This is a genomic window from Citrobacter arsenatis, from assembly GCF_004353845.1.
Classification (GTDB): Bacteria; Pseudomonadota; Gammaproteobacteria; order Enterobacterales; family Enterobacteriaceae; genus Citrobacter; species Citrobacter arsenatis.
Map to the genome: position 1 here is coordinate 2,434,586 of NZ_CP037864.1, position 20,564 is coordinate 2,455,149.

Annotated in this window: 20 protein-coding genes; 12 read left to right on the top strand and 8 right to left on the bottom strand. The window is 50.1% G+C overall.

Annotation, left to right across the window (positions count from 1 at the left end; translation table 11 throughout):
* Positions 1–77: 77 nt before the first annotated feature.
* Positions 78–557, bottom strand: coding sequence for a hypothetical protein (locus E1B03_RS12765; RefSeq protein ID WP_103770017.1), 480 nt, complete (start codon positions 555–557; stop codon positions 78–80).
* Positions 557–1,276: a winged helix-turn-helix domain-containing protein gene (locus tag E1B03_RS12770; protein WP_165955311.1), complete on the bottom strand. Its 720-nt coding sequence runs from the start codon at positions 1,274–1,276 to the stop codon at positions 557–559. The genes E1B03_RS12765 and E1B03_RS12770 overlap by 1 nt, the downstream gene beginning before the upstream one ends.
* Positions 1,277–1,521: 245 nt before the next feature.
* Here E1B03_RS12770 and E1B03_RS12775 point away from each other — a divergent pair, with 245 nt between their 5' ends.
* The 5 genes from E1B03_RS12775 (at position 1,522) to E1B03_RS12795 (ending at position 8,040) form a co-directional block, all read left to right on the top strand.
* The gene (locus E1B03_RS12775; RefSeq protein ID WP_133086324.1) at positions 1,522–2,202 is read left to right on the top strand and encodes an EAL domain-containing protein; all 681 of its coding nucleotides are present in this window, start codon (positions 1,522–1,524) and stop codon (positions 2,200–2,202) included.
* A 66-nt stretch (positions 2,203–2,268) separates the two neighbouring features.
* Positions 2,269–5,034 (top strand): autotransporter outer membrane beta-barrel domain-containing protein, encoded by a 2,766-nt coding sequence (locus tag E1B03_RS12780; protein WP_133086325.1) that lies wholly within the window; start codon positions 2,269–2,271, stop codon positions 5,032–5,034.
* A gap of 58 nt (positions 5,035–5,092) precedes the next feature.
* On the top strand, positions 5,093–5,698 hold the full coding sequence (locus E1B03_RS12785) for a hypothetical protein (RefSeq protein ID WP_133086326.1): 606 nt from the start codon (positions 5,093–5,095) through the stop codon (positions 5,696–5,698).
* A gap of 362 nt (positions 5,699–6,060) precedes the next feature.
* Positions 6,061–6,891 carry an aminoglycoside phosphotransferase family protein gene (locus E1B03_RS12790; protein WP_133086327.1) on the top strand — a complete coding sequence of 277 codons (831 nt, stop codon included), beginning with the start codon at positions 6,061–6,063 and terminating at the stop codon, positions 6,889–6,891.
* Positions 6,892–7,011: 120 nt separating this feature from the next.
* Positions 7,012–8,040 (top strand): HoxN/HupN/NixA family nickel/cobalt transporter, encoded by a 1,029-nt coding sequence (locus tag E1B03_RS12795; protein ID WP_103770011.1) that lies wholly within the window; start codon positions 7,012–7,014, stop codon positions 8,038–8,040.
* A 75-nt stretch (positions 8,041–8,115) separates the two neighbouring features.
* Here E1B03_RS12795 and rstA read toward each other — a convergent pair whose 3' ends face one another.
* Positions 8,116–8,850 carry a two-component system response regulator RstA gene (rstA, locus tag E1B03_RS12800; protein ID WP_181012786.1) on the bottom strand — a complete coding sequence of 245 codons (735 nt, stop codon included), beginning with the start codon at positions 8,848–8,850 and terminating at the stop codon, positions 8,116–8,118.
* A 126-nt stretch (positions 8,851–8,976) separates the two neighbouring features.
* Between rstA and E1B03_RS12805 the strand changes: the two genes are divergently transcribed.
* Entirely contained in the window at positions 8,977–9,312 is a 336-nt protein-coding gene (locus E1B03_RS12805) for a GlpM family protein (RefSeq protein ID WP_103770009.1), read from the top strand.
* Here E1B03_RS12805 and folM read toward each other — a convergent pair.
* From folM to ydgH, 3 genes are all read right to left on the bottom strand, one after another.
* A complete protein-coding gene (gene folM / locus E1B03_RS12810) occupies positions 9,309–10,031 on the bottom strand; it encodes a dihydromonapterin reductase (protein WP_103770008.1) in 723 nt (240 codons plus the stop codon). The genes E1B03_RS12805 and folM overlap by 4 nt on opposite strands.
* A gap of 36 nt (positions 10,032–10,067) precedes the next feature.
* Positions 10,068–11,450, bottom strand: a complete 1,383-nt coding sequence (locus E1B03_RS12815; protein WP_133086328.1) for an amino acid permease — start codon at positions 11,448–11,450, stop codon at positions 10,068–10,070.
* 245 nt (positions 11,451–11,695) lie between these two features.
* On the bottom strand, positions 11,696–12,640 hold the full coding sequence (ydgH, locus tag E1B03_RS12820; protein ID WP_103770006.1) for a DUF1471 family protein YdgH: 945 nt from the start codon (positions 12,638–12,640) through the stop codon (positions 11,696–11,698).
* 525 nt (positions 12,641–13,165) lie between these two features.
* Here ydgH and pntA point away from each other — a divergent pair.
* From pntA to E1B03_RS12835, 3 genes are all read left to right on the top strand, one after another.
* Positions 13,166–14,695, top strand: a complete 1,530-nt coding sequence (pntA, locus tag E1B03_RS12825; RefSeq protein ID WP_133086329.1) for a Re/Si-specific NAD(P)(+) transhydrogenase subunit alpha — start codon at positions 13,166–13,168, stop codon at positions 14,693–14,695.
* Between the two features lie 10 nt (positions 14,696–14,705).
* Entirely contained in the window at positions 14,706–16,094 is a 1,389-nt protein-coding gene (gene pntB, locus E1B03_RS12830) for a Re/Si-specific NAD(P)(+) transhydrogenase subunit beta (RefSeq protein ID WP_103770004.1), read from the top strand.
* 160 nt (positions 16,095–16,254) lie between these two features.
* Positions 16,255–17,451: a multidrug effflux MFS transporter gene (locus tag E1B03_RS12835; protein WP_133086330.1), complete on the top strand. Its 1,197-nt coding sequence runs from the start codon at positions 16,255–16,257 to the stop codon at positions 17,449–17,451.
* Between the two features lie 30 nt (positions 17,452–17,481).
* Here E1B03_RS12835 and E1B03_RS12840 read toward each other — a convergent pair whose 3' ends face one another.
* Positions 17,482–18,516 carry an AI-2E family transporter gene (locus E1B03_RS12840; protein ID WP_103770002.1) on the bottom strand — a complete coding sequence of 345 codons (1,035 nt, stop codon included), beginning with the start codon at positions 18,514–18,516 and terminating at the stop codon, positions 17,482–17,484.
* Positions 18,517–18,654: 138 nt separating this feature from the next.
* Here E1B03_RS12840 and E1B03_RS26720 point away from each other — a divergent pair, with 138 nt between their 5' ends.
* The 3 genes from E1B03_RS26720 to mdtI all read left to right on the top strand — a co-directional run bounded on the left by E1B03_RS26720 (position 18,655) and on the right by mdtI (position 19,614).
* Entirely contained in the window at positions 18,655–18,825 is a 171-nt protein-coding gene (locus tag E1B03_RS26720) for a protein YdgV (RefSeq protein WP_087050578.1), read from the top strand.
* A 107-nt stretch (positions 18,826–18,932) separates the two neighbouring features.
* On the top strand, positions 18,933–19,298 hold the full coding sequence (gene mdtJ, locus E1B03_RS12850; protein ID WP_165955353.1) for a multidrug/spermidine efflux SMR transporter subunit MdtJ: 366 nt from the start codon (positions 18,933–18,935) through the stop codon (positions 19,296–19,298).
* Positions 19,285–19,614 (top strand): multidrug/spermidine efflux SMR transporter subunit MdtI, encoded by a 330-nt coding sequence (gene mdtI / locus E1B03_RS12855; RefSeq protein ID WP_003832870.1) that lies wholly within the window; start codon positions 19,285–19,287, stop codon positions 19,612–19,614. Before mdtJ ends, mdtI begins: the two co-directional genes overlap by 14 nt.
* 34 nt (positions 19,615–19,648) lie before the next feature.
* Here the strand turns inward: mdtI and E1B03_RS12860 are convergent, their stop codons facing one another.
* The gene (locus tag E1B03_RS12860) at positions 19,649–20,470 is read right to left on the bottom strand and encodes a trypsin-like serine peptidase (protein WP_133086331.1); all 822 of its coding nucleotides are present in this window, start codon (positions 20,468–20,470) and stop codon (positions 19,649–19,651) included.
* Positions 20,471–20,564: the final 94 nt, after the last annotated feature.

Here is a 20,564-nt window from a genome sequence, read left to right on the forward strand (position 1 = left end):
TAGCCATGAGGCCCGTAATAAATGCAGCATGTCTGGAACGGGCGAGGGCGGCGTAAACCTGAGTGCTGGCTAAACCCTCAATGAACTGCGCATACGAGAAATGGGCCGGAGTTGTTCGAGATAACCATATCGCCGGTTGGCAACTGACGAATGCCAAAAATGCGTTGGACGCCGGACATAATGGGCATGAAATATTTCTTTTCCATTGCTTCTGGAACGCTGTCGCTACCTGCGTAGGATGATGTTAACACCTGCATGCTATACTCATTTGGCGCAATTCGCTCATAACTATATATTATGGTACGGTTCAGCGTGTACATATTTTCGGCGTCATGTATGTTACCGGATATATGTAAAAAAGCCTTGCCGCTGTGAGTGAATGACACGCTTTGGGTGTAATTCAAAAAAGGAACGTTGCCTTTGTTAGTGTAAAAAGAAGCCGTTGATGATGAGCAGGTAAAATCCAGGTTATGCCGTGAATACCAGTAACCCACAGCTAGAAAAATAATCAGTAGTAATGTACCGATACCGTATAAAAATAGTGGGCTCTTTTTCATCAGCGGTTCCAGGTGTAGTAATAAATATTCTGGCAGGTATCTCGGTTGTCATCCCACTCAATGCAGCGGGTGAACATCACTCGGGCAGGCTTGTGCAAATGTAATGCTTCCTGCGCATAAATATAAAAAGCGGTTGTTTTTGTGCAGATTTGATTATTCATTTCCAATGCTTTTTCCGCGACCGCGAAGCTTGAGGCATCTGCCACATCACTTTTCACCCCTGAAATATCATAGACAGGGCATCCTTTTAATTCTCCAATTTTACGGGGTATTATTTTATCTGGTTGATAGGTGTACAGGAATGTGCCTGCTACTAACACTGCGAACACCATTATTCCCACGACATACCTGGGCCAATGAGGAACTCGTCGGCGCGCAGTGATTTTTTGCGATACGCTAATTTCTTTGCTCAAATAATATCCTGCACGCGGGACGGTAACGATAATTTCCTTATCACCAAGATACCCGGACAAGATTTTTCTGAGAAGGCTGATGTACTGATTTAACGTGTTTGATGAAGAGGCAACACCTTCTTTTTCCCATATCTCATCAAACAACGTGTTGCGTGTCACTAGCGCACCATGGTGTTGCAGCAGAAAAGAGAAAATCTTATTTGCAATTGTCGTCAAATGGGTCGCTTCGGCTACCTTTTCGTCAGCCCGCCGCAAAGTCCCGTTTAAGGCATCATAGATGACGATGTCATCAATGAGATACAGCATCGCTCGTCTCCTTATGTAGAGCATTTCTATATGATAGACCTATATTTCCGCTTTGTGCTTAGATGTCATATGTTAATCTTGATATGGAATTATAATCTATTCTATAGGTATAATTTAGTTATATATACTATAAATGCTTGTGACATTGGATTATAGTGTTGTTGTGCGGCGGAATCATCTGAATACTGTGCTCATCGAAACGGACGGCATTCTCGTTCCGTACAGTAATAGGACAGGGCACAGAGATGATGAGTACCCTCATAAATTGCGCGACTCACCGGTGGCTGACTGATATTGAACATTTCCGCCTCGAACCGCTTATTGATTTAGTGGAAAATCGTATTGTTGGATATGAAGTCTTAAGCAAATTACGTTATGAACGTAATCCTGAAAAATGGTTTGCCAATGTATCCGGTCGTCAGCAGGTCGAGTTATTGCTGCAGCAGGTCGAGCGCGTGACCGATCGCATTGTCGATAGGTGTTTTTATAACTTATCCATTGATGGATTTATGTGTCTGAGTCAGTTGGACATTGATCGCATTGCTACATTTAACTCTATATGTATAGAGATATCTGATGCATCTGCGCTCAAGTCTCTCGATGATAAAACCCGCTATTTATTTTTTAAAAAGCTCCGAAGCTTACGTTCTTATGGTGTGAGAATATGGGTGGATGATTTTACTTTTGCAGATTTGGTGAGCTTGCCTGAATATAATGGTAACGTTGATGGTATTAAAATAGACAAAAGCGAAATCAACTCCCCTGCGCTGAAAAACATCATTCACTCCATTAAGACCGTTATGGAAAATATTCCAGTGCTGATTGAAGGTGTGGCATCGGAAAACGAACTTATTACCGGTATTCAATCTGGGGCTGATATTGCTCAAGGCTACTTCTGGAAAAAAGAAAACCTAATTGCGATTTGATATTTTATTTAATTTCATGCTGCCTTAAATACAGCATTTCAATTTTTAACTAAAAAGGTTATAACAATGCTTCATTGTAAAATGAATCCGCTTTCTTTATTGATCGCTTCGGCCCTGGCCTTTACTCCGCTGGCACAGGCCACGGACGTAACGTCTGGTAATATCATCGATGTGAATGATGGAGAAGTGGCCGAGGATGTGACTGTTAAATCAGGTGGGACTTTAAATATTCTTGATGGTGGAATGTCTCAGGGAACGTCAGTTGATAAAGGGGGTAAAGAAAATGTACATGCAGGTGGTATTTCTGAAAATGCAACGTTAGAAAATAACGGTGAGCAAAATGTCTCAGGTGTAGCTAATAATACCCAAGTTACCACAGCTGGGCAGCAGTATATTGACAACGGTGGTGTTGCGAATAATGTCACAGTTGGTGGGGGGAAAACGTCGGTATTCAGTGGGCAACACGTAAATTATGGTGGTGTAGCAAACGGTACGGTGCTTGTTGAAAAGGGATTTCAGTCGGTTAGGGCAGGAGGGAATGCCTTCAACACAGTGATCAACGGTGGAATACTGTTTGTTGACGGTGGTGTGGCGTCAGATTCTCAGCTCACTGATGGACAGATTTACGTCGAGCAGGGCGGAATGCTCATGAATACTGTTCAGACTGGCGGTGACATCGAAATTAGCACTGGGGGGACGGCAAATGATACGGTCTCTTCTAACGGCACCATCCGTGTTGAGGGGAATAACAATAATAATCAGCTATTCGCTAGCGCATCTGAAACTGTCGTCAATGGTGGTATTTCTGACGGTTCTGTGCTCAATGACAATGCGACTCAAATCGTTGAGGCGAATAGCGAAGCGTCTAACGCCACCTTAAACGATAAAAATACTGTGCAGTTTATTAGGCTGGATGGTTTAGCCGTTGGCACGACAGTAAATGGCGGCACGCAGAATGTTTTCGGTACAGCACGGAATACCAACCTCACTGGTGGCACACAAAATGTTCAAGACGGCGGTATCGTGCAGAACACAACGATTAACGGTGGCTTGCAGATTGTTCAGCTTGGCGGAACGGCACAAAATACGCTGCTGAATAGCGGAGAGCAGGATGTGCGCAAAGGTGCAGTGGTGACCGATACCACTATCAGCGGTGGTGGAAGTTATGTCGCAGGCGTTGCGATACGTAGTGAAATCACAGACGGTTTTATGCAAGTTCTTGACGGCGGCATAGCGAAAGACACCAACGTTCAAGGCGGTCTTTTTGCACTGAATGCCGGGGCTGAGGCTGTGGGTAAAACTCAAATTGAGAATACCGGTCGTATGCTGATGTTGGCGGGATCGAATGCAACGGACGTCACGCTCAATAAAGGCTCCTTGACCGTCTGGGTTCCGAGGGAGAATGACATCTCAATCGCTGCTCGTATTGACCAATTGACCATGAATGAAGGCACGGTTGCGTTTCATTCCACCGTTGAGGAACGGTACTCGGCGTTGCAGATAGGTGAGCTCAACGGTACGGGGCTTTTCCAACTGAATACTTCCCTTGCCGATGGCGCGGCAAACTTTGTCACCATTGAAAAGGGCAACGGCAGTTTCGGGTTAGCCGTCGCGGATTCCGGTAAAGAAATTACCGATCACACCAACCTCACGCTCAACCTGATAAATGACCAGGGCGGTAATATCGATTTCACCCTGCAAACGGCAGTCGGTGAAAGCTTGCGTGCGGTAGACGGCGGTACTTATATGTACGTTCTAAAGCAGGAGGCCGGAAAAGACGCCATGGTAGGCAACGTTTGGTATCTCGGCGCGATGACCGATGAAAACGGTGGTGGAGATGGCGGAGATGGCGGAGATGGTGGTGGTAATGGCGGTGATGGTAATACTGGCGGCAATGGCGGCGGCAATCTGGTTGTTACCCCATCGACGGACGCTGTACTAAGTCTGGCAAATGCGGGTCTGAATATTATGCGTGGAGAAATGGAAGGCCAGCGTGTATACCGCCACGGCCGCAGCCAGAGTGCCTCGCATGGTGAAGGGAGTGTGTGGGGACACTATCTTGGCAAAAAGAGTGCCGCTGAAACCAGCAATGGCGCAGCCTATAAACTGTACCAGAATGGAATGGAATTCGGCAGCGATGTGGTGAGCGTCTTTGAAAATGGCAACCTCGTTACGGGCGGCTTTGTCTCCCTGACCAGCAACAATGTTAAGCATGCTCGCGGGGGTACCAGCAAGGTCGACAGCTACGGTCTTGGGGCATACGGCACATGGTATGACAATAGCGGCTTCTATCTGGATGGCGTCCTGAAAGCCAACCGACTGGAGAGCAAATTGAACGCGCGCATGACCAATGGTGGAACAACCACAGGTGAATGGCATCAGTATGGCGTAAGCAGTGCCCTGGAAGCGGGATATACCTTCATGCCGATGGAGTCTGTTCGCGTCGAGCCGTTTATGCGCATGACCGGCACTTTTATCAACGATGCGAACGTCACGCTGAATAATGGTATGAAGGCGAATACCGGTAAGGCTCGTTCCTTAACGGCCGAAGCGGGTAGCCGCTTCGGAACGGATTTTCTCATGGGTCATACAGCACTTCGCCCATACCTGAGCATGAGCGTCGAACAGGAATTAGCGCACTCGAACGAAACGGCAATTAATCAGGTTAATTCCTTTAAGAATAACCAGAATGGGACCTCCGGAAAATATGCCGCAGGCATGACCGTGAACCCGGCTAAAGATGTGACCCTGTATGGCGAATTTAACTACCGCCAGGGGCGCTACATAGAGGAACCGATTCAGGGCATCGCTGGGATCAGTATCAGTTTCTAACCCCCCGAGGAGATTGCGAAGGGGGAGTGTTCTCCCCCCTCTTTCAGAGGGTATAAGAGTGACATATCGAATAGAAACACGAAATTGCTACTTACGGGTTGCGCTGGAACGGTTGGAAGGGGTCAGTGACCGCAGCATCGATACGTGTATTATTGATCTGGCCTCCTTTCGTTCATTGACTGAGCTTATTCGCATCGTTAGTCGTAACGAAACCAGGACCCGGTTTATTTTTATCGGTAATTGCGGGAGCTTCTCTTATGCTCTGGCGTCGCTGGTCTCCGTAGACTCTAAAGCCTCTCTGCGAGGCTACTACGAAAAGTTGCGCCATTGTCCTGGGGTGTCTTATGGCATGGCAATGACGTTGCTTATTAATCTCAAAACCATGGCAAACCTGACACACAAGGACATGGCCACTGTACATAGCCTGTTGCTCAACGACTCAATGAAAAGCGCGGCCGGGCAAATTGGTACCAGCCCTAAGCTGTTTTATCAGCGAGTCGACACGCTGGTGAAGAAGATGAATATGCTTAACCGGCTACAGACGCAGCTTTTTTTACGTCTTGAATTTCGACCTGATTATGTACAAGAGAGAATTAACGAACATGTTCGACTTTCGGTTCGGCGGCAGTTGGGCCAGGTGAATAGTCTCGTCTTAACAGAGTAATTGCTGCCGACGGCTGTCTTTGCGCAAGGTGAGTGCGCGAGATGAGAGGGAACATCATCACCTGAAGGATAAAAACAGCGCAGGGGCGGAAATTCTCCGCTCCCTGTTTTTCGCGATGGTATGATTTTATTTTATTCTTAATATTAGGGAGCCGTTGGCCGAAAAACAGGATAAACGATCTGTTTTATAATCTGTCGGTTAACCATTTCTCGAGGGCTATAGTTTTAAAACCAGCATAAAACTCTGTACAGGGAGAGTGTAGCCCCGTTCCGTCATCACTATAATGCCATACCTATCTCGCTAAACGTTCCCACCGGCGATTTACACTGGTTGAAGCGGGTGGACAATACTTCGGAAAACACATGTTTAGTACCTACCTTAGTCGCTGGGAACTCGTCCCGGATGGTGTTCCGTTTGTAACCCGTACGTCGCAATTGTTACCCGTGAAGACAATTCACGGTGACAAGAAAGCTATCCTTAAACTTACGCGTGATGACAGTGAGCAAAACGGCTGCCGGCTGATGGTTTGGTGGCGCGGGATAGGGGCGGCGAAGGTGCTGGCCCATGAGGAGGGGGCAATACTGTTAGAGCGTGCCACTGGGATTGACTCTTTAACTGAAATGTCCCGCTCGGGCGAGGATGCGCGCGCCTGCCGACTCATTTGCCATACTGCCCGTCGACTGCATGTTGCGCCAGATACCTCAATACCGCGACTCACGCCGCTTGAACACTGGTTTCGCGATCTTGAACCGACAGCGCAAATTTATGGCGGGATCATGCTTAGTTGTGCGCAGACCGCCAAAATGCTGCTTTCTTGTCCGCAAGAGGTGGTGGTACTGCACGGTGACCTACACCACGGCAATATTCTGGATTTCGGCGCGAGAGGATGGCTGGCTATCGATCCTAAAGGACTGGTAGGTGAGCGTGGCTTTGATTATGCCAATATTTTTACCAACCCCGATCTTGCCGACCCGTCCAGACCTGTCGCCATTGAGCCCGAAATATTCACCCAACGGGTAAATATTGTGTCTGAAACCGCCGGGATTGAACGACAACGTCTACTGATGTGGATTATTGCCTGGTGTGGGTTGTCGTCTGCCTGGTTTCTGCAAGAGGGGGGCAGCGCGACTATACCCCTGCGCATTGCGGAGTTTGCGATGGCGGAACTCGCATCAAGTAGTAACCAACTTTGATCTACGACACTGGGCAGGTAATTCTTAAGAGTTATCATTAGCCTGATAAACGTTTTATTAATCAATCAGTGAACGGCGGTGTGGAGTGTTGTTTAGCGCAAATTTTACAGGCTGGAAACAATGAACGCATTGTTTTCAATATTAAAAAAACGCCCGAACATTCTTTTGTTGATGGTTTTACTCATCGGGGCAAATATCGTGGCGTGGTTGTGGGCATTCACCGCGTTTAGCAACAACACTTCGTTACTGGCGCTGAGTTTGATCGCATGGTGCTATGGTTTGCGCCACGCTGTAGATGCCGATCATATCGCCGCGATAGACAGTGCTACGCGCAAACTCATGCAGCAGAAAAAACGCGCCCTGACGACGGGAGCCTGGTTTTCCCTCGGTCACTCCACAATCGTGGTGTTGGCAAGCATTGGCATTGCGCTAACCACCAGCGTGTTTAAGCAACACATGACATGGTTTCAGAATATCGGCGGCCTGATAGGGACCACGGTTTCTGCCGTGTTTTTGCTGATTCTGGCCACTGTCAATCTCATTATTTTCTGCCATGTCTGGAAGGCTTTCCGCCATCTAAAACGCACCGGGACTTACGATGCCACCGCGGAAGATATTACGGTTTCGGGTCCGCTGAACTGGCTTTTCCGCTCGGCGTTTCGGTTGGTCGGCAAAGACTGGCATATGTATTTTGTCGGTTTTCTGTTTGGTCTGGGTTTTGATACCGCCACTGAAATTTCTCTGCTGGGCATTTCCGCTTCAAGCGCATCCAGTGGTATGTCGGTATGGTCCATTCTCGTGTTCCCGGCGCTGTTTACCTGCGGCATGGCGTTAATTGATTGTCTGGACAGTATTCTGATGGTTGAGGCCTACGGATGGGCATTCAATAAGCCGCAACGTAAGCTCTATTACAATATGACCATTACCGGGACTTCGGTGATTGTCGCGCTATTTATTGGTGGACTGGAGGCGCTGGGACTTCTCTCTGACGCGTTTTCCCTCCAGGGGGGATGGTGGGATACCGTTAGCAATTTGAGTGACCATATGGGAAATGTCGGTTTTGCAATTATTGGCGTTTTTATCTGCTGCTGGATTATTTCTGCCGTAAATTACCGTTGGAAAAAATACGACGGACTGACGTTCAGTTGACGCAAAAGAAAGCTTTTCGTGACAGTGTAACGTTTCGTGAAGGATCTGGCCGATCATTGTGACCGGCCGGTGGGATTACTTTGGAGACGCGTCGTCCCAGGCGTGCGGTGCAAACAGGTAACCTTTGTTGCGCACTGTTTTGATTCGATAAGGTTCAGTCGCGTTATCGAGCAGTTTTTTGCGTAACCGGGAAATCGCGACATCGACGCTGCGGTCCATACCGTCATAGCTTACGCCGCGCAGGTTCTTCAGCAACGCGTCGCGGTCCATAATCTGCCCTGCATGGGTTGCCAGTTCCCACAGTAATTCAAAATCGGCGGTGGAAAGAGAGACTTGCTCGCCACCGAGTAGCACGGAGCGGTTAGTGGGGTCGATAGTGAGTGTGCCAAAGCGTAGCGTTGTGTGCGGTGTGATGGTCGCCGCCTGAATGCCTTTAGCCTGGGCCGAATGTTCATTCTGGCGCAGATGCAAGCGCAGACGAGCCAACAGCACTGCTGGCGGCGTGGTTTTCAGAATATAGTCACAGGCGCCCATTTCCAACGCCAGGATATGGTTCATGTCGCTGTCCAGCGAGGTGAGCAGGACAATCGGACCCTGCCAGCGTCCACGCAAATCGCGGCAGATAGTCATGCCGTCCTTGCCCGGTAGCATGATATCTAATAACACCAGATCGGGTTGAACTTGCAGGATTCTCTCCTCAGCCAAATCACCACGAGGTTCAAGGATAACCTCAATATCATGCCGGGCCAGATAGGCCGCAATCAGTGAGCCAACGTCGGGATCATCTTCAACAAATACGATGGTGTTCATATCATTCATTTTGAATATAAAACGCCAACATACACCGCCCAGGTTTTTCCTTCCATTAATCTTTTCTAAACGAGAACGCTTCCGTTATGCTAGAGGCCGATGTTATTGATGTGTTAAGGCAGAGTGATGGGACTCGTTATAAAAGCGGCGCTCGGTGCGCTGGTGGTGGTGTTGATTGGTTTGCTGGCGAAAACAAAGAACTACTATATTGCCGGATTAATTCCGTTGTTCCCGACCTTTGCGTTGATTGCGCACTATATTGTGGCCAGTGAACGTGGGATCGAAGCGTTACGTACAACCATAGTCTTCAGCATGTGGTCGATAATTCCCTATTTTGTCTACCTCGTTTCGCTGTGGTATTTCACCGGATTTATGCGCTTACCCGTTGCGCTCGGCGGTTCAGTGGTGTGCTGGGGCCTGAGCGCGTGGTTGCTGATTTTTTGTTGGATTAAACTGCACTAACGCAGATGACGCCCACCATCAAGGGCAAAACTACGCCCGGTGACAAAACAACTGGTTAGCAGATAGTCAATTAAATCAATGACCTCTTTTTCACCCGGCGCTGTTTTCATCAGCGATTTGTTCAAGGCCTGCTGGCGATACTCTGCATCGTCACCCTCGTTAAACAGGATAAGCGAGGGGGCAATCGCGTTTACCTTCACTTCCGGTGCCAGTTTGCGTGCGAACGAGCGGGTCATATTGTCCAGCGCCGCTTTGCTGGCAGCATAAGCAATGTGCTTATCGCTGCCACGCTCCACAACGTAATCCGTAAAATGGATAATATCGCTGGCTGCGTGTCCGTGGCCGCGCAGCAATCCTTCCAGCGCATGGTTGAGCAGGTAGGGCGTATTGACGTGAATCTGCATCATGGCAGCCAGGACTTCGGTCAGAGGAATACCGGGCTTTTCTGCAAGCCAGGCGCTGGCATTATGCACAATAGCGCGCAGGCCATCTGTCTGTGTTTTGACTTCATCAGCAAAGGCCAGTACGCCTTCGTCGCTGGAAAAATCAGCCTGGAGACACAGCGCACCCGCATCTCGCAAACCATCAATGGCCGGATAATGCGTGCGGTAGCTGACGATAACCGGCTGTTTCTGATTCAAAAAGTGCCATGCGACGGCGAGGCCGATACGTCGACCTCCTCCGGTGATAAGAATTGGCAAAGGGGGTTTTTTACCCATCGTAATCTCCATGTGTCGCGAACGATGGGGACAATATTACCCCACCAACATCCAGGTCGCCGGAACTGCAGCAACAAGCAGCAGGCCAATCAGCGCCATCTCCTGGCGTTTTAATACGTTTTCATGCGCGTACGTTTTACGGGCATAAAGGAAAACCAGCAGTCCTGGCGCATACAGCACTACGGACAGCAGCAGGTGCATCGGACCTGAGGCATACAATAACCATATGCCATAAATACTCGCTCCGATACCAACAGCCTTATGAATCGGACGGGTGGCGATTTTTAGCAGAAATGCACCGACCAGCAAATAGGGCACCAGAATCATTTCTGAGGCGATGGTCAATAACGTATTGTAGTCGGAACCAGTGAGCCAAATCAGCACCAGGCAGATCTGCACGCAGAAGTTGGTCAGCCACAGCGACGCTGACGGTGCCCCTTGCGCGTTCTGTCGTGCAAAAATGCGTGGAAACGCTTTGTGCGTGGAGGCGAGGAACGGCACTTCCGCCGCCATAATCGTCCAGCTTAAATAGGCACCACACACGGAAACAATCAGACCTGCGGCAATAATAATTTCGCCCCATGGTCCCATCATTTTAACCATCAGACCGGCCATTGATGGGTTACGGATCTCCGCCAGTTCTGGACGCGCGACAACGCCCAGAGACAGCAGGGTGACTAGCAGGTACACACCCAGCGCGGCGAGTACCGCCAGCAGCGTGGCGCGTCCCACATCGCGTTTATTTCTGGCTCGGGCGGAAACCACTACCGCGCCTTCCACACCGATGAAAACCCACAGGGTGATGAGCATGGTGTTTTTGACCTGCTCCCAGACGGGAACGCCCAGTGCCACGCCGGTAAAATCGAGGGTAAAGGTGTCGAGCTTAAACAGCATGAACGCCAGTACGATAAACAGGCCAAGTGGCAGTAATTTTGCCAGCGTCGCTACCAGGTTAATACTGGCTGCCGTTTGCACACCACGCAGCACAAGGAAGTGAACGATCCACAGCAGCATCGATGCGCCAACAATAGCCTGCCAGGTGTTACCGTCGCCAAACAGACGCAACTCCGGCGTGTCGGTAAAGAAGCTGAGCGCAGAGAAAACGATCACCAGATACGAAACGTTAGCGATAACGGCACACAGCCAGTATCCCCACGCGGAGCAGAAGCCAATTAGTTCGCCAAAACCTTCACGCGCATAGGTAAAAATACCACCATCCAGTTCAGGACGGATACGCGTCAGGATCAGCATAGCAAAGGCGAGCAAAAGAATACCCGCACCGGTAATCGCCCAACCAATCAGTAATGCAGCCGGGCTGGCTACCGCAGCCATATTTTGTGGCAGGCTGAAAACGCCAGCGCCGAGCATTGAGCTTAAAACCAGCGCGGTCAGTGCGCTCAGACCCAGTTTCTTTTCCATTTGTATCCAGTTACAAAAACGAGAGTGAGAGAATAATTATTTTGGCAAACCGCATAAAAATGGTGAAAGCCACTAAGGCGCGGGATTTTACGGAGAGAAGACAACGCATGCAATGGGGATAGAGAGATTTGTGACTAATAGTGTGAAAAGTTGTCTTAATACTGCTGTTTTTGCTTCGTCTGAGGGCGGAAAAGCAGGAAATTATCAGGTCTACAAGGGCTGTAGACCTGATAAGACATTAGCTGTTACTTATACAGATCAGCGCTGATGGTCATGTTGTTACCACGTTCTGACCACTGACGGGTGATGTGATAGTACTTCGCGCCTTTCTTCGCTGCGCGTTTAGCCACCTGGTAAGAGATTTCGGTCATGTTGCCGTAGTTACCGGTGAACTTGATGCTGTCGAACGGCACCATCATGGCAGCAGTCGCTTTGTTCAGTTCTTCCACTTTGGTTCCATCCGGAAGCGTGACAGTGTAACGCCCGCCTTTGGTGGACTGCGTTTCGAAGAAACGACCAACTTCAGCACTCGGAGAGGCGGTAGTTGCAACGCCTGGGATCTCAACTTTCTTCGCGGCTTCGCCACCGGCTGCCAATGCGGCACGTCCGGCATCAGAATCGGCTGGGATCGCATCAGGGCTTTGTACTACGCGTTTTTTCGCATCAGCTTTATAGATGAATGCGGTAATACGCTGGTTGCCGCCCTGGTTGGCATCAACCTGGCGCACGATATAGAAGGAATAAGCGCCTTTCTCTCTCGCCGCTTTGGTGATGGCATCGTTTACTTCAGGCTGGCTGCGGTAGAACCCCTGTACGGTAACGGTATCGTAAGGTTCTATCAGAACGGCCTGATCTTTAGGCAGTTCGACAACGCCGTTAATCACACGGTTTTTGGACGCTTCCGCTTTTTCAGCGTCGGCTTTATAGACGTCGGCGACAACGCGCCAGTTACCGCCGCTGCCAAAATCTGAGGTATCAACAACATAAAAGGAGGCTGCACCGTCTTTATCTGCACGGCGTGATACGGCGGTCACCGCGTCACCGATAGCATTAAAACGACCGGTAACCACAATGCGGTCATAGGGTTTCAGGGCAGCCGCTTGCTCCGGCGTCAATTCTGTCGCTGCATTTACAGAAAAAGCAGTCGCAGAAATAAGTGCGGACGCCAGGAGAGTGTTCTTAAGCTTCATAAAAATAATCCTTCGCCTTGCGCAAACCAGGTACTGGTATTGTTATTGACTAGAAACGTCGCTGATTATTGCATTTAAATTGTGTCAGTGTCTGCGTCAATTTTCACTCATCGTGCCACCTGGCGTAACAACATCGATAACATTTTGTGATATGTCGAAAATTTCGGCATTTGGTGACCAAAACTGATAAAGCAGTTGAATTTCATAAGTTAATTTAATGTTAATTAATTGTTTTTGGCAGGTACGTAATCATGTTTTGCCGCTTCGCTTGAGCGAATTATCGGCCTTTGTGGGGTATTTTTAGGGCATTTTATCTGCCTGAAGTTCGATCCATCTCTATTTTGCGAATTTCATAATAAATACTGTTTTTTGGCGCTAGATCACAAGCGTCATTTTCAGTAGGTTATACAGAGTTTGTTACTGTTTTATTTTATTGAGGTAACACTGACCTCTTTCGAGAGTGCGCGCATGCCTCGTGCGAACATTGATAAACCATCATCATAAATACAGATGGAAGGGAACATTATGCGAATTGGCATACCAAGAGAACGGTTAACCAATGAAACCCGTGTCGCAGCCACGCCGAAGACGGTTGAGCAGCTGCTTAAATTGGGTTTCAGCGTCGCGGTTGAAAGCGGCGCAGGTCAACTGGCGAGTTTTGACGATAAGGCGTTTGTACAAGCAGGCGCAGAGATTGTTGACGGAAATGCCGTCTGGCAATCAGAGATTATCCTGAAGGTCAATGCACCGGAAGAGTCGGAGATTCCACTGCTCAACCCGGACACGACGCTGGTGAGTTTTCTTTGGCCGGCACAAAATCCTGAGCTTCTGCAAAAGCTTGCTGAGCGCAATGTGACGGTTATGGCGATGGACTCTGTGCCGCGTATTTCGCGCGCGCAATCGCTGGATGCCTTAAGCTCGATGGCGAATATCGCCGGATATCGCGCCATTGTTGAAGCTGCACATGAATTTGGTCGTTTCTTTACCGGCCAGATCACCGCCGCGGGCAAGGTTCCTCCTGCCAAGGTTATGGTGATTGGTGCGGGTGTGGCAGGTCTGGCGGCTATCGGTGCTGCCAACAGCCTGGGCGCTATCGTTCGCGCTTTTGACACCCGTCCGGAAGTGAAAGAACAAGTTCAGAGTATGGGCGCTGAGTTCCTTGAACTGGACTTCAAAGAAGAGGCGGGCAGCGGCGACGGTTACGCGAAGGTGATGTCCGAAGCGTTTATCAAAGCTGAAATGGAACTCTTCGCCGCGCAGGCGAAAGACGTCGACATTATCGTTACCACCGCGCTGATCCCAGGCAAACCAGCCCCGAAACTGATCACCCGTGAAATGGTTGATTCGATGAAGGCTGGCAGCGTGATTGTCGATCTCGCCGCGCAAAACGGCGGTAACTGCGAATACACGGTCCCTAACCAGGTAACCACCACAGAGAACGGGGTGAAGGTTATCGGTTATACCGATTTGCCTGGTCGTCTGCCAACGCAATCTTCCCAGCTGTACGGCACGAACCTTGTCAACCTGCTCAAACTGTTGTGCAAAGAGAAAGATGGCAATATCACCGTCGATTTTGACGACGTGGTCGTGCGCGGCGTAACCGTGGTGCGTGACGGTGAGATCACCTGGCCTGCGCCGCCGATCCAGGTTTCTGCTCAGCCGCAGGCAGCGCCGAAAGCAGCGCCTGTGCCGAAAGAAGAGAAAAAACCTGTCTCACCGTGGCGAAAATATGCGGTGATGGCGTTGGTTGTCATTCTGTTTGGCTGGCTTGCCGACGTGGCGCCGAAAGAGTTCCTGGGCCACTTTACGGTGTTCGCGCTTTCCTGCGTGGTGGGTTACTACGTGGTGTGGAATGTGTCACACGCGCTGCATACTCCGCTGATGTCCGTGACCAACGCCATCTCCGGGATCATTGTTGTCGGGGCGTTATTACAAATTGGCCAGGGTGGCTGGGTGAGTTTCCTGAGCTTTATCGCGGTGCTTATTGCCAGCATTAATATTTTCGGTGGCTTCACCGTGACTCAGCGCATGCTGAAAATGTTCCGGAAAAACTAAGGGGTAACATATGTCTGGAGGATTAGTTACAGCTGCATACATTGTTGCCGCGATCCTGTTTATTTTCAGCCTGGCGGGGCTTTCGAAACACGAAACCTCTCAGCAGGGTAACAACTACGGTATCGCCGGGATGGCGATTGCGTTAATTGCCACGATTTTTGGCCCGGATACCGGCAACGTTGCGTGGATCCTGGTGGCGATGATCATTGGCGGCGCGATTGGCATTCGTCTGGCGAAGAAAGTCGAGATGACCGAGATGCCGGAGCTGGTGGCGATTCTGCACAGCTTTGTCGGTCTGGCTGCGGTACTGGTGGGCTTTAACAGCTACCTGTATCACGACACGGGCCTGGAACCGATTCTGGTGAACATTCACCTGACGGAAGTATTCCTGGGCATCTTCATTGGTGCGGTGACCTTCACCGGTTCCGTGGTGGCGTTTGGCAAACTGCGCGGCAAGATCTCTTCTAAACCGCTGATGCTGCCGAATCGTCACAAAATGAACCTGGCGGCGCTGGTTGTTTCTTTCCTGTTGCTGGTGGTGTTTGTTCGTACCGAAAGCGTTGGCCTGCAGGTTCTGGCGCTGCTGGTGATGACCATTATTGCGCTGGCTTTTGGCTGGCATCTGGTGGCCTCCATCGGCGGTGCGGATATGCCGGTGGTCGTTTCAATGCTTAACTCCTATTCAGGATGGGCGGCAGCGGCGGCGGGCTTTATGCTGAGTAACGATCTGCTGATCGTCACCGGTGCGCTGGTCGGTTCTTCTGGTGCGATCCTGTCTTACATTATGTGTAAGGCGATGAACCGTTCGTTCATCAGCGTGATTGCAGGTGGCTTTGGTTCTGATGGATCTTCTACCGGTTCTGATGAAGAAGTCGGTGAACACCGTGAGATTACGGCGGAAGACACGGCAGAAATGTTGAAGAACTCGCACTCCGTGATAATCACCCCGGGCTATGGTATGGCTGTGGCTCAGGCGCAATATCCGGTAGCGGAAATCACCGAGAAGCTGCGCGCGCGCGGCATCAAAGTGCGTTTCGGTATTCACCCGGTAGCAGGGCGCTTGCCCGGTCATATGAACGTACTGCTGGCTGAAGCCAAAGTGCCTTATGACATCGTGCTGGAAATGGATGAGATCAACGATGATTTCGCCGATACCGATACCGTGCTGGTGATTGGCGCCAACGATACGGTAAACCCGGCGGCGCAGGATGACCCTCGCAGCCCGATCGCCGGTATGCCTGTGCTGGAAGTGTGGAAAGCGCAGAACGTCATCGTGTTTAAACGTTCAATGAACACTGGCTACGCAGGTGTACAAAACCCGCTGTTCTTTAAAGAAAACACCCATATGCTGTTTGGCGATGCCAAAGCTAGCGTGGATGCGATCCTGAAAGCGCTGTAACCGTCAGTGAAAACCAAGGCGGCCTCTGCGGAGGCCGTTTTTATTAATATTCCGTTATTTATGAGTACAGTTCATAAACCCATGCGGTTTTAGCCGTCTAATCACCGTAATGCGTCGTGTATATACTGCTGCCTGATTTTTTAGAACATGACAGGACGCTATGCGTACACGTGAACATGCCTCGCCGGTGGCTACCGCAAGCCAGACCGGTCTTACTTTTATTCTGATCCTCAGCGGCCTGATGGCCTTTACCTCGCTTTCCACCGACATTTATCTTCCGGCAATGCCGACAATGGCAGAAGACCTACATGGCAATGTAGAACTGACCATCACTGGGTTTTTGATAGGTTTTGCCATCGCGCAGTTGATTTGGGGGCCGATTAGCGATCATCTGGGGCGACGTAAACCGCTATTCATTGGCATGGTACTTTTTATCATCGGTTCCGCAGGGTGCGCGATGTCCACGAGTATTACGCAAATTGTTTTCTGGCGGGTCTTTCAGGCTCTTGGCGCCTGTACCGGACCTATGCTGGCGCGGGCGATGATCCGCGATCTCTTTGCGCGCACTCGCGCGGCGCAAATGCTTTCAACTCTGGTACTGGTCATGGCGATTGCGCCGATAGCGGGGCCGTTGATTGGCGGTCAAATCATTCGCCTGAGTACCTGGCACTCTGTTTTTTGGCTGCTGGTGGTGATTGGCGCGCTAATGTTTATTTCCTTGAACTGGCTACCGGAAACATTGCCGGAAGAGAAGCGGGTCAAAGCCTCTTTGGCTGGCGCATTTCGTAATTACCGGTCGTTATTAGCCAATGGCCATTTTATGCGCTACACCCTGAGTCTGACGTGTTATTACGTTGCCGCGTATGCGTTTATTACCGGTTCGCCGTTTGTATATATTAGTTATTACCATGTTGATCCACAGCATTACGGCTGGCTGTTTGCGCTCAATATTGTCGGGGTCATGGCTATGAGTGTTGTAAACCGTCGTCTGGTGCAACGCCATGCTCTGGAACAACTGCTGAAGTATGCGACGATGCTGGCGGCGCTGGCAGCAGTGGCGCTTGCGCTGCTGGTTAAACTGGAGTCCGGTGGTGTTGTTGCCATTATCATCACCGTTTTTCTGTTTTTCTCGATGAATGGCATCATTGCCGCGACTTCAACCGCTGCCGCGCTGGATGCGGTACCGAACATCGCCGGTTCAGCCTCCGCCTTCATTGGCGCGTTACAATACGGTAGCGGCATTATTTCATCATTGCTGCTGGCTGCCTTCAGCGACGGAACGCCATGGACCATGGCATGGATAATTGCGTTATTTACATTGTTAAGCGCCGTTCTTGCGCTACGCGCTGACCGATAAACAGATGCCCCGCGATGGCGGGGTAAAAATTCACTCTTTGTTGAGATCGCTAAGCAACACGGCAATGCTTTGGCCGCCGTTGGTTTGCTCAAGCGCGATTTTCACGATGATGGTCAGCGGTACAGAAAGCAGCATCCCGACAGGCCCCAGCAGCCAGCCCCAGAAGATCAACGACAGAAATACCACCAGTGTAGAAAGTCCAAGTCCACGCCCCATGATCCGCGGTTCGAGGATATTCCCGAATACCAGGTTAATGACCAGATAGCCTGCTAACACCACCAGAGCGTCATAAAGACCGCTAAACGCCAGCACCTGAGCAATAGGAGGAATGGCGGCCAGTACCGAACCGATATTAGGAATATAGTTCAGGGCAAAGGCCAGTAATCCCCAGACAAAGGCGAAACGCACGTCGAGTGCAGAGAGCATGCCCCAGGCCACCAGCCCGGTCACAATGCTGATCGCCGTTTTTAGCACCAGATAGTGAGATACGCTGTCGATAGCGCGTTGAATCGCCGCCATTCCCTCAATGGGGCGACTCATCATTTGTTTGAGCTTGTTGGGGAGCTGCGGGACTTCCAGCAGCATAAACACCACCGTCAGCAGCAACAAAAATATCGATGACATTGCATTAGACAGCTGCGTCAGTAAATTGGTCACCAGCGTCATTGCCGCGTTTGGATCGATATATTTGACGAGTTCGTCCACGGAAACGCCAATCCCCGCACGCTGGAGCCACGGCTCAAGATTCTGTAGCGGAATAACCAGTGAAGATCGATACTGCGGCAGCGTACGCGCAAGCTCATTTAAGGATGTACCTAAATATGCTAATAGCAACACCATTAGCATCACAATAATAACAATAAGCAATGACACCGCGAATACGCGCGGTATGCGAAGCTTGCCCATCCGCTGCACCACGGGATTCAGCACGACGGCAATAAATAACGCCAGAATAAAGGGGACGATGATATCTGCGGCAAAGCGAATGCCGCTCAGGATGATAACCAGCATGCCCAGCATAATGACTATTTTCAGACCGTTTAGCGTGATGATCGGTTTCGCCATGTGTATTCCTGCATTTTTTATTTTTGAATCTGAATAATAATGTGATTTGCGTCGAGCCGTTATAACAAAAATCAAACGGGGCAGGTAAAGAAGTGAAAAGACTTTGAGTTCGTCTTGCAGCTATGATACAAATCATCTGTGTTTAACTACCGAGGACAATTATCATCCGCGATGATGAGAAGCAACACTGCGGATAATTGTAATATTATGGACAATATGTTCAGGATGTTTTTGCGTTTACCTACACTTCTTCGTACCTCCTCTACTTTCTTGCTTGCGGGTGAGCAACACTGGCGCAACGCGCTTTAGTCCCTTCTTCTGCCTGAGCTGGCGCAGTGCGCTGAGCTAACTAATTTTATTTTTTGGTTTACTGCACGCAGTAGGCCCAAAGGACTATATTCTCAAGCAGGAGAAGCATCATGTTTTACTGGATATTATTAGGTCTGGCCATTGCGGCTGAAATTACCGGTACGCTGTCAATGAAATGGGCAAGCGTCGGTCATGGTAATTCGGGCTTTATTTTAATGCTGGTAATGATCGCCTTATCGTATATTTTTCTCAGTTTTGCCGTTAAAAAAATTGCCCTTGGTGTGGCCTACGCCTTGTGGGAAGGTATCGGTATTTTATTTATTACGCTGTTTAGCGTGCTGTTATTCGATGAAACCTTGTCCGCGATGAAGGTGGCCGGTCTGGTCTCGCTGGTGTTAGGTATTGTGCTGATTAAGTCCGGTACACGAAAACCGACAAAAGCGGGTAGAGAGGTGACCCATGCAGCAGTTTGAGTGGGTGCACGGCGCATGGCTTGGTATGGCCATCGTGCTGGAAATTGTCGCTAACGTCTTTCTGAAGTTTTCTGATGGATTTCGCCGCAAGATTTATGGCGTACTGTCACTGGCAGCCGTGCTGGCGGCTTTTAGTGCGCTGTCGCAGGCGGTAAAAGGTATCGACCTTTCTGTTGCCTACGCTCTGTGGGGCGGATTCGGGATTGCCGCGACGTTAGCGGCAGGTTGGGTGTTGTTTGGTCAACGCCTGAATAATAAAGGCTGGATCGGCGTGGCGCTGCTGCTTGCCGGAATGGTAATGATAAAACTTGCCTGATATCCGTGCTGCCCGTTAATGCGGGCAGCATGCGTTACTCCTTCGCCAACGCTTCCAGCTTATCGCGAAAACCGGTCACGGATATGGCGCGATTATCGGCCCGCCAGCGATCTTTCGCCGCCGGAGCAGAGCTTTGTACACCAATCAACTGCCAGCCTGAATCTGTCTTCAACATCAATGGTGAACCGCTGTCGCCCGGGAGCGTGTCGCACTGGTGCGACAAGACGGTATTCTGCGCCCAGCCGGTCACCACGCAATCCTGATGTGTGTATAAGTCGTCAAGATGATCTTCCGGGTAGCCCGACTGCGTGACTTTACGCTCTGCGGTTTTCAGTGCTGCGGTTAATGCCGCTTTATCACCCTCAAATAACGGCAGCGGTGTGATTCCAGAAGGTGGGTAACGCAGCACCACCAGACCAAAATCCCACGGGGCTGCTGAGGGCGGCACAATCCAGCCATCGCCATCTGCTTTTAAACGTTTTCCGAGTGAGGGATCAACGCGTCCTTCGATTCCATGAATTTCATAGCGCCAGACTCCCTTTTTCGACACGAAGCGTAACGCCACGGCTTTATCTGGCTTGCCTTTCGGTGGGGTGAGTAAGCAGTGACCGGCAGTCAGTGCCAGACGTGGTGAAATGAGCGTGGCGGTACACAGGTTACCGCTGGCGGTTTCCAGTTGCCCGATAGCGTCCCACGGAGATTGCGTTGGGTCAGTCACCTTTATGCGATCGTCATGACCAAAAAACAGCGTTTTTATATTTTCCGCTTCAGCGCTGGCCGTTGCAGGCTGATCTGCATATGCAACGACAGGAAGTAAACAAATTGAACCCAGTAACACGGCAATGGTTTTATGCATATCACACTCTGGTGGGGAATTATGATTTTTAACAGCAAACCCTCAGTTAATACTATAGACGGGACGGTGGGAAAGTGGGAGTAAAATCAGATAA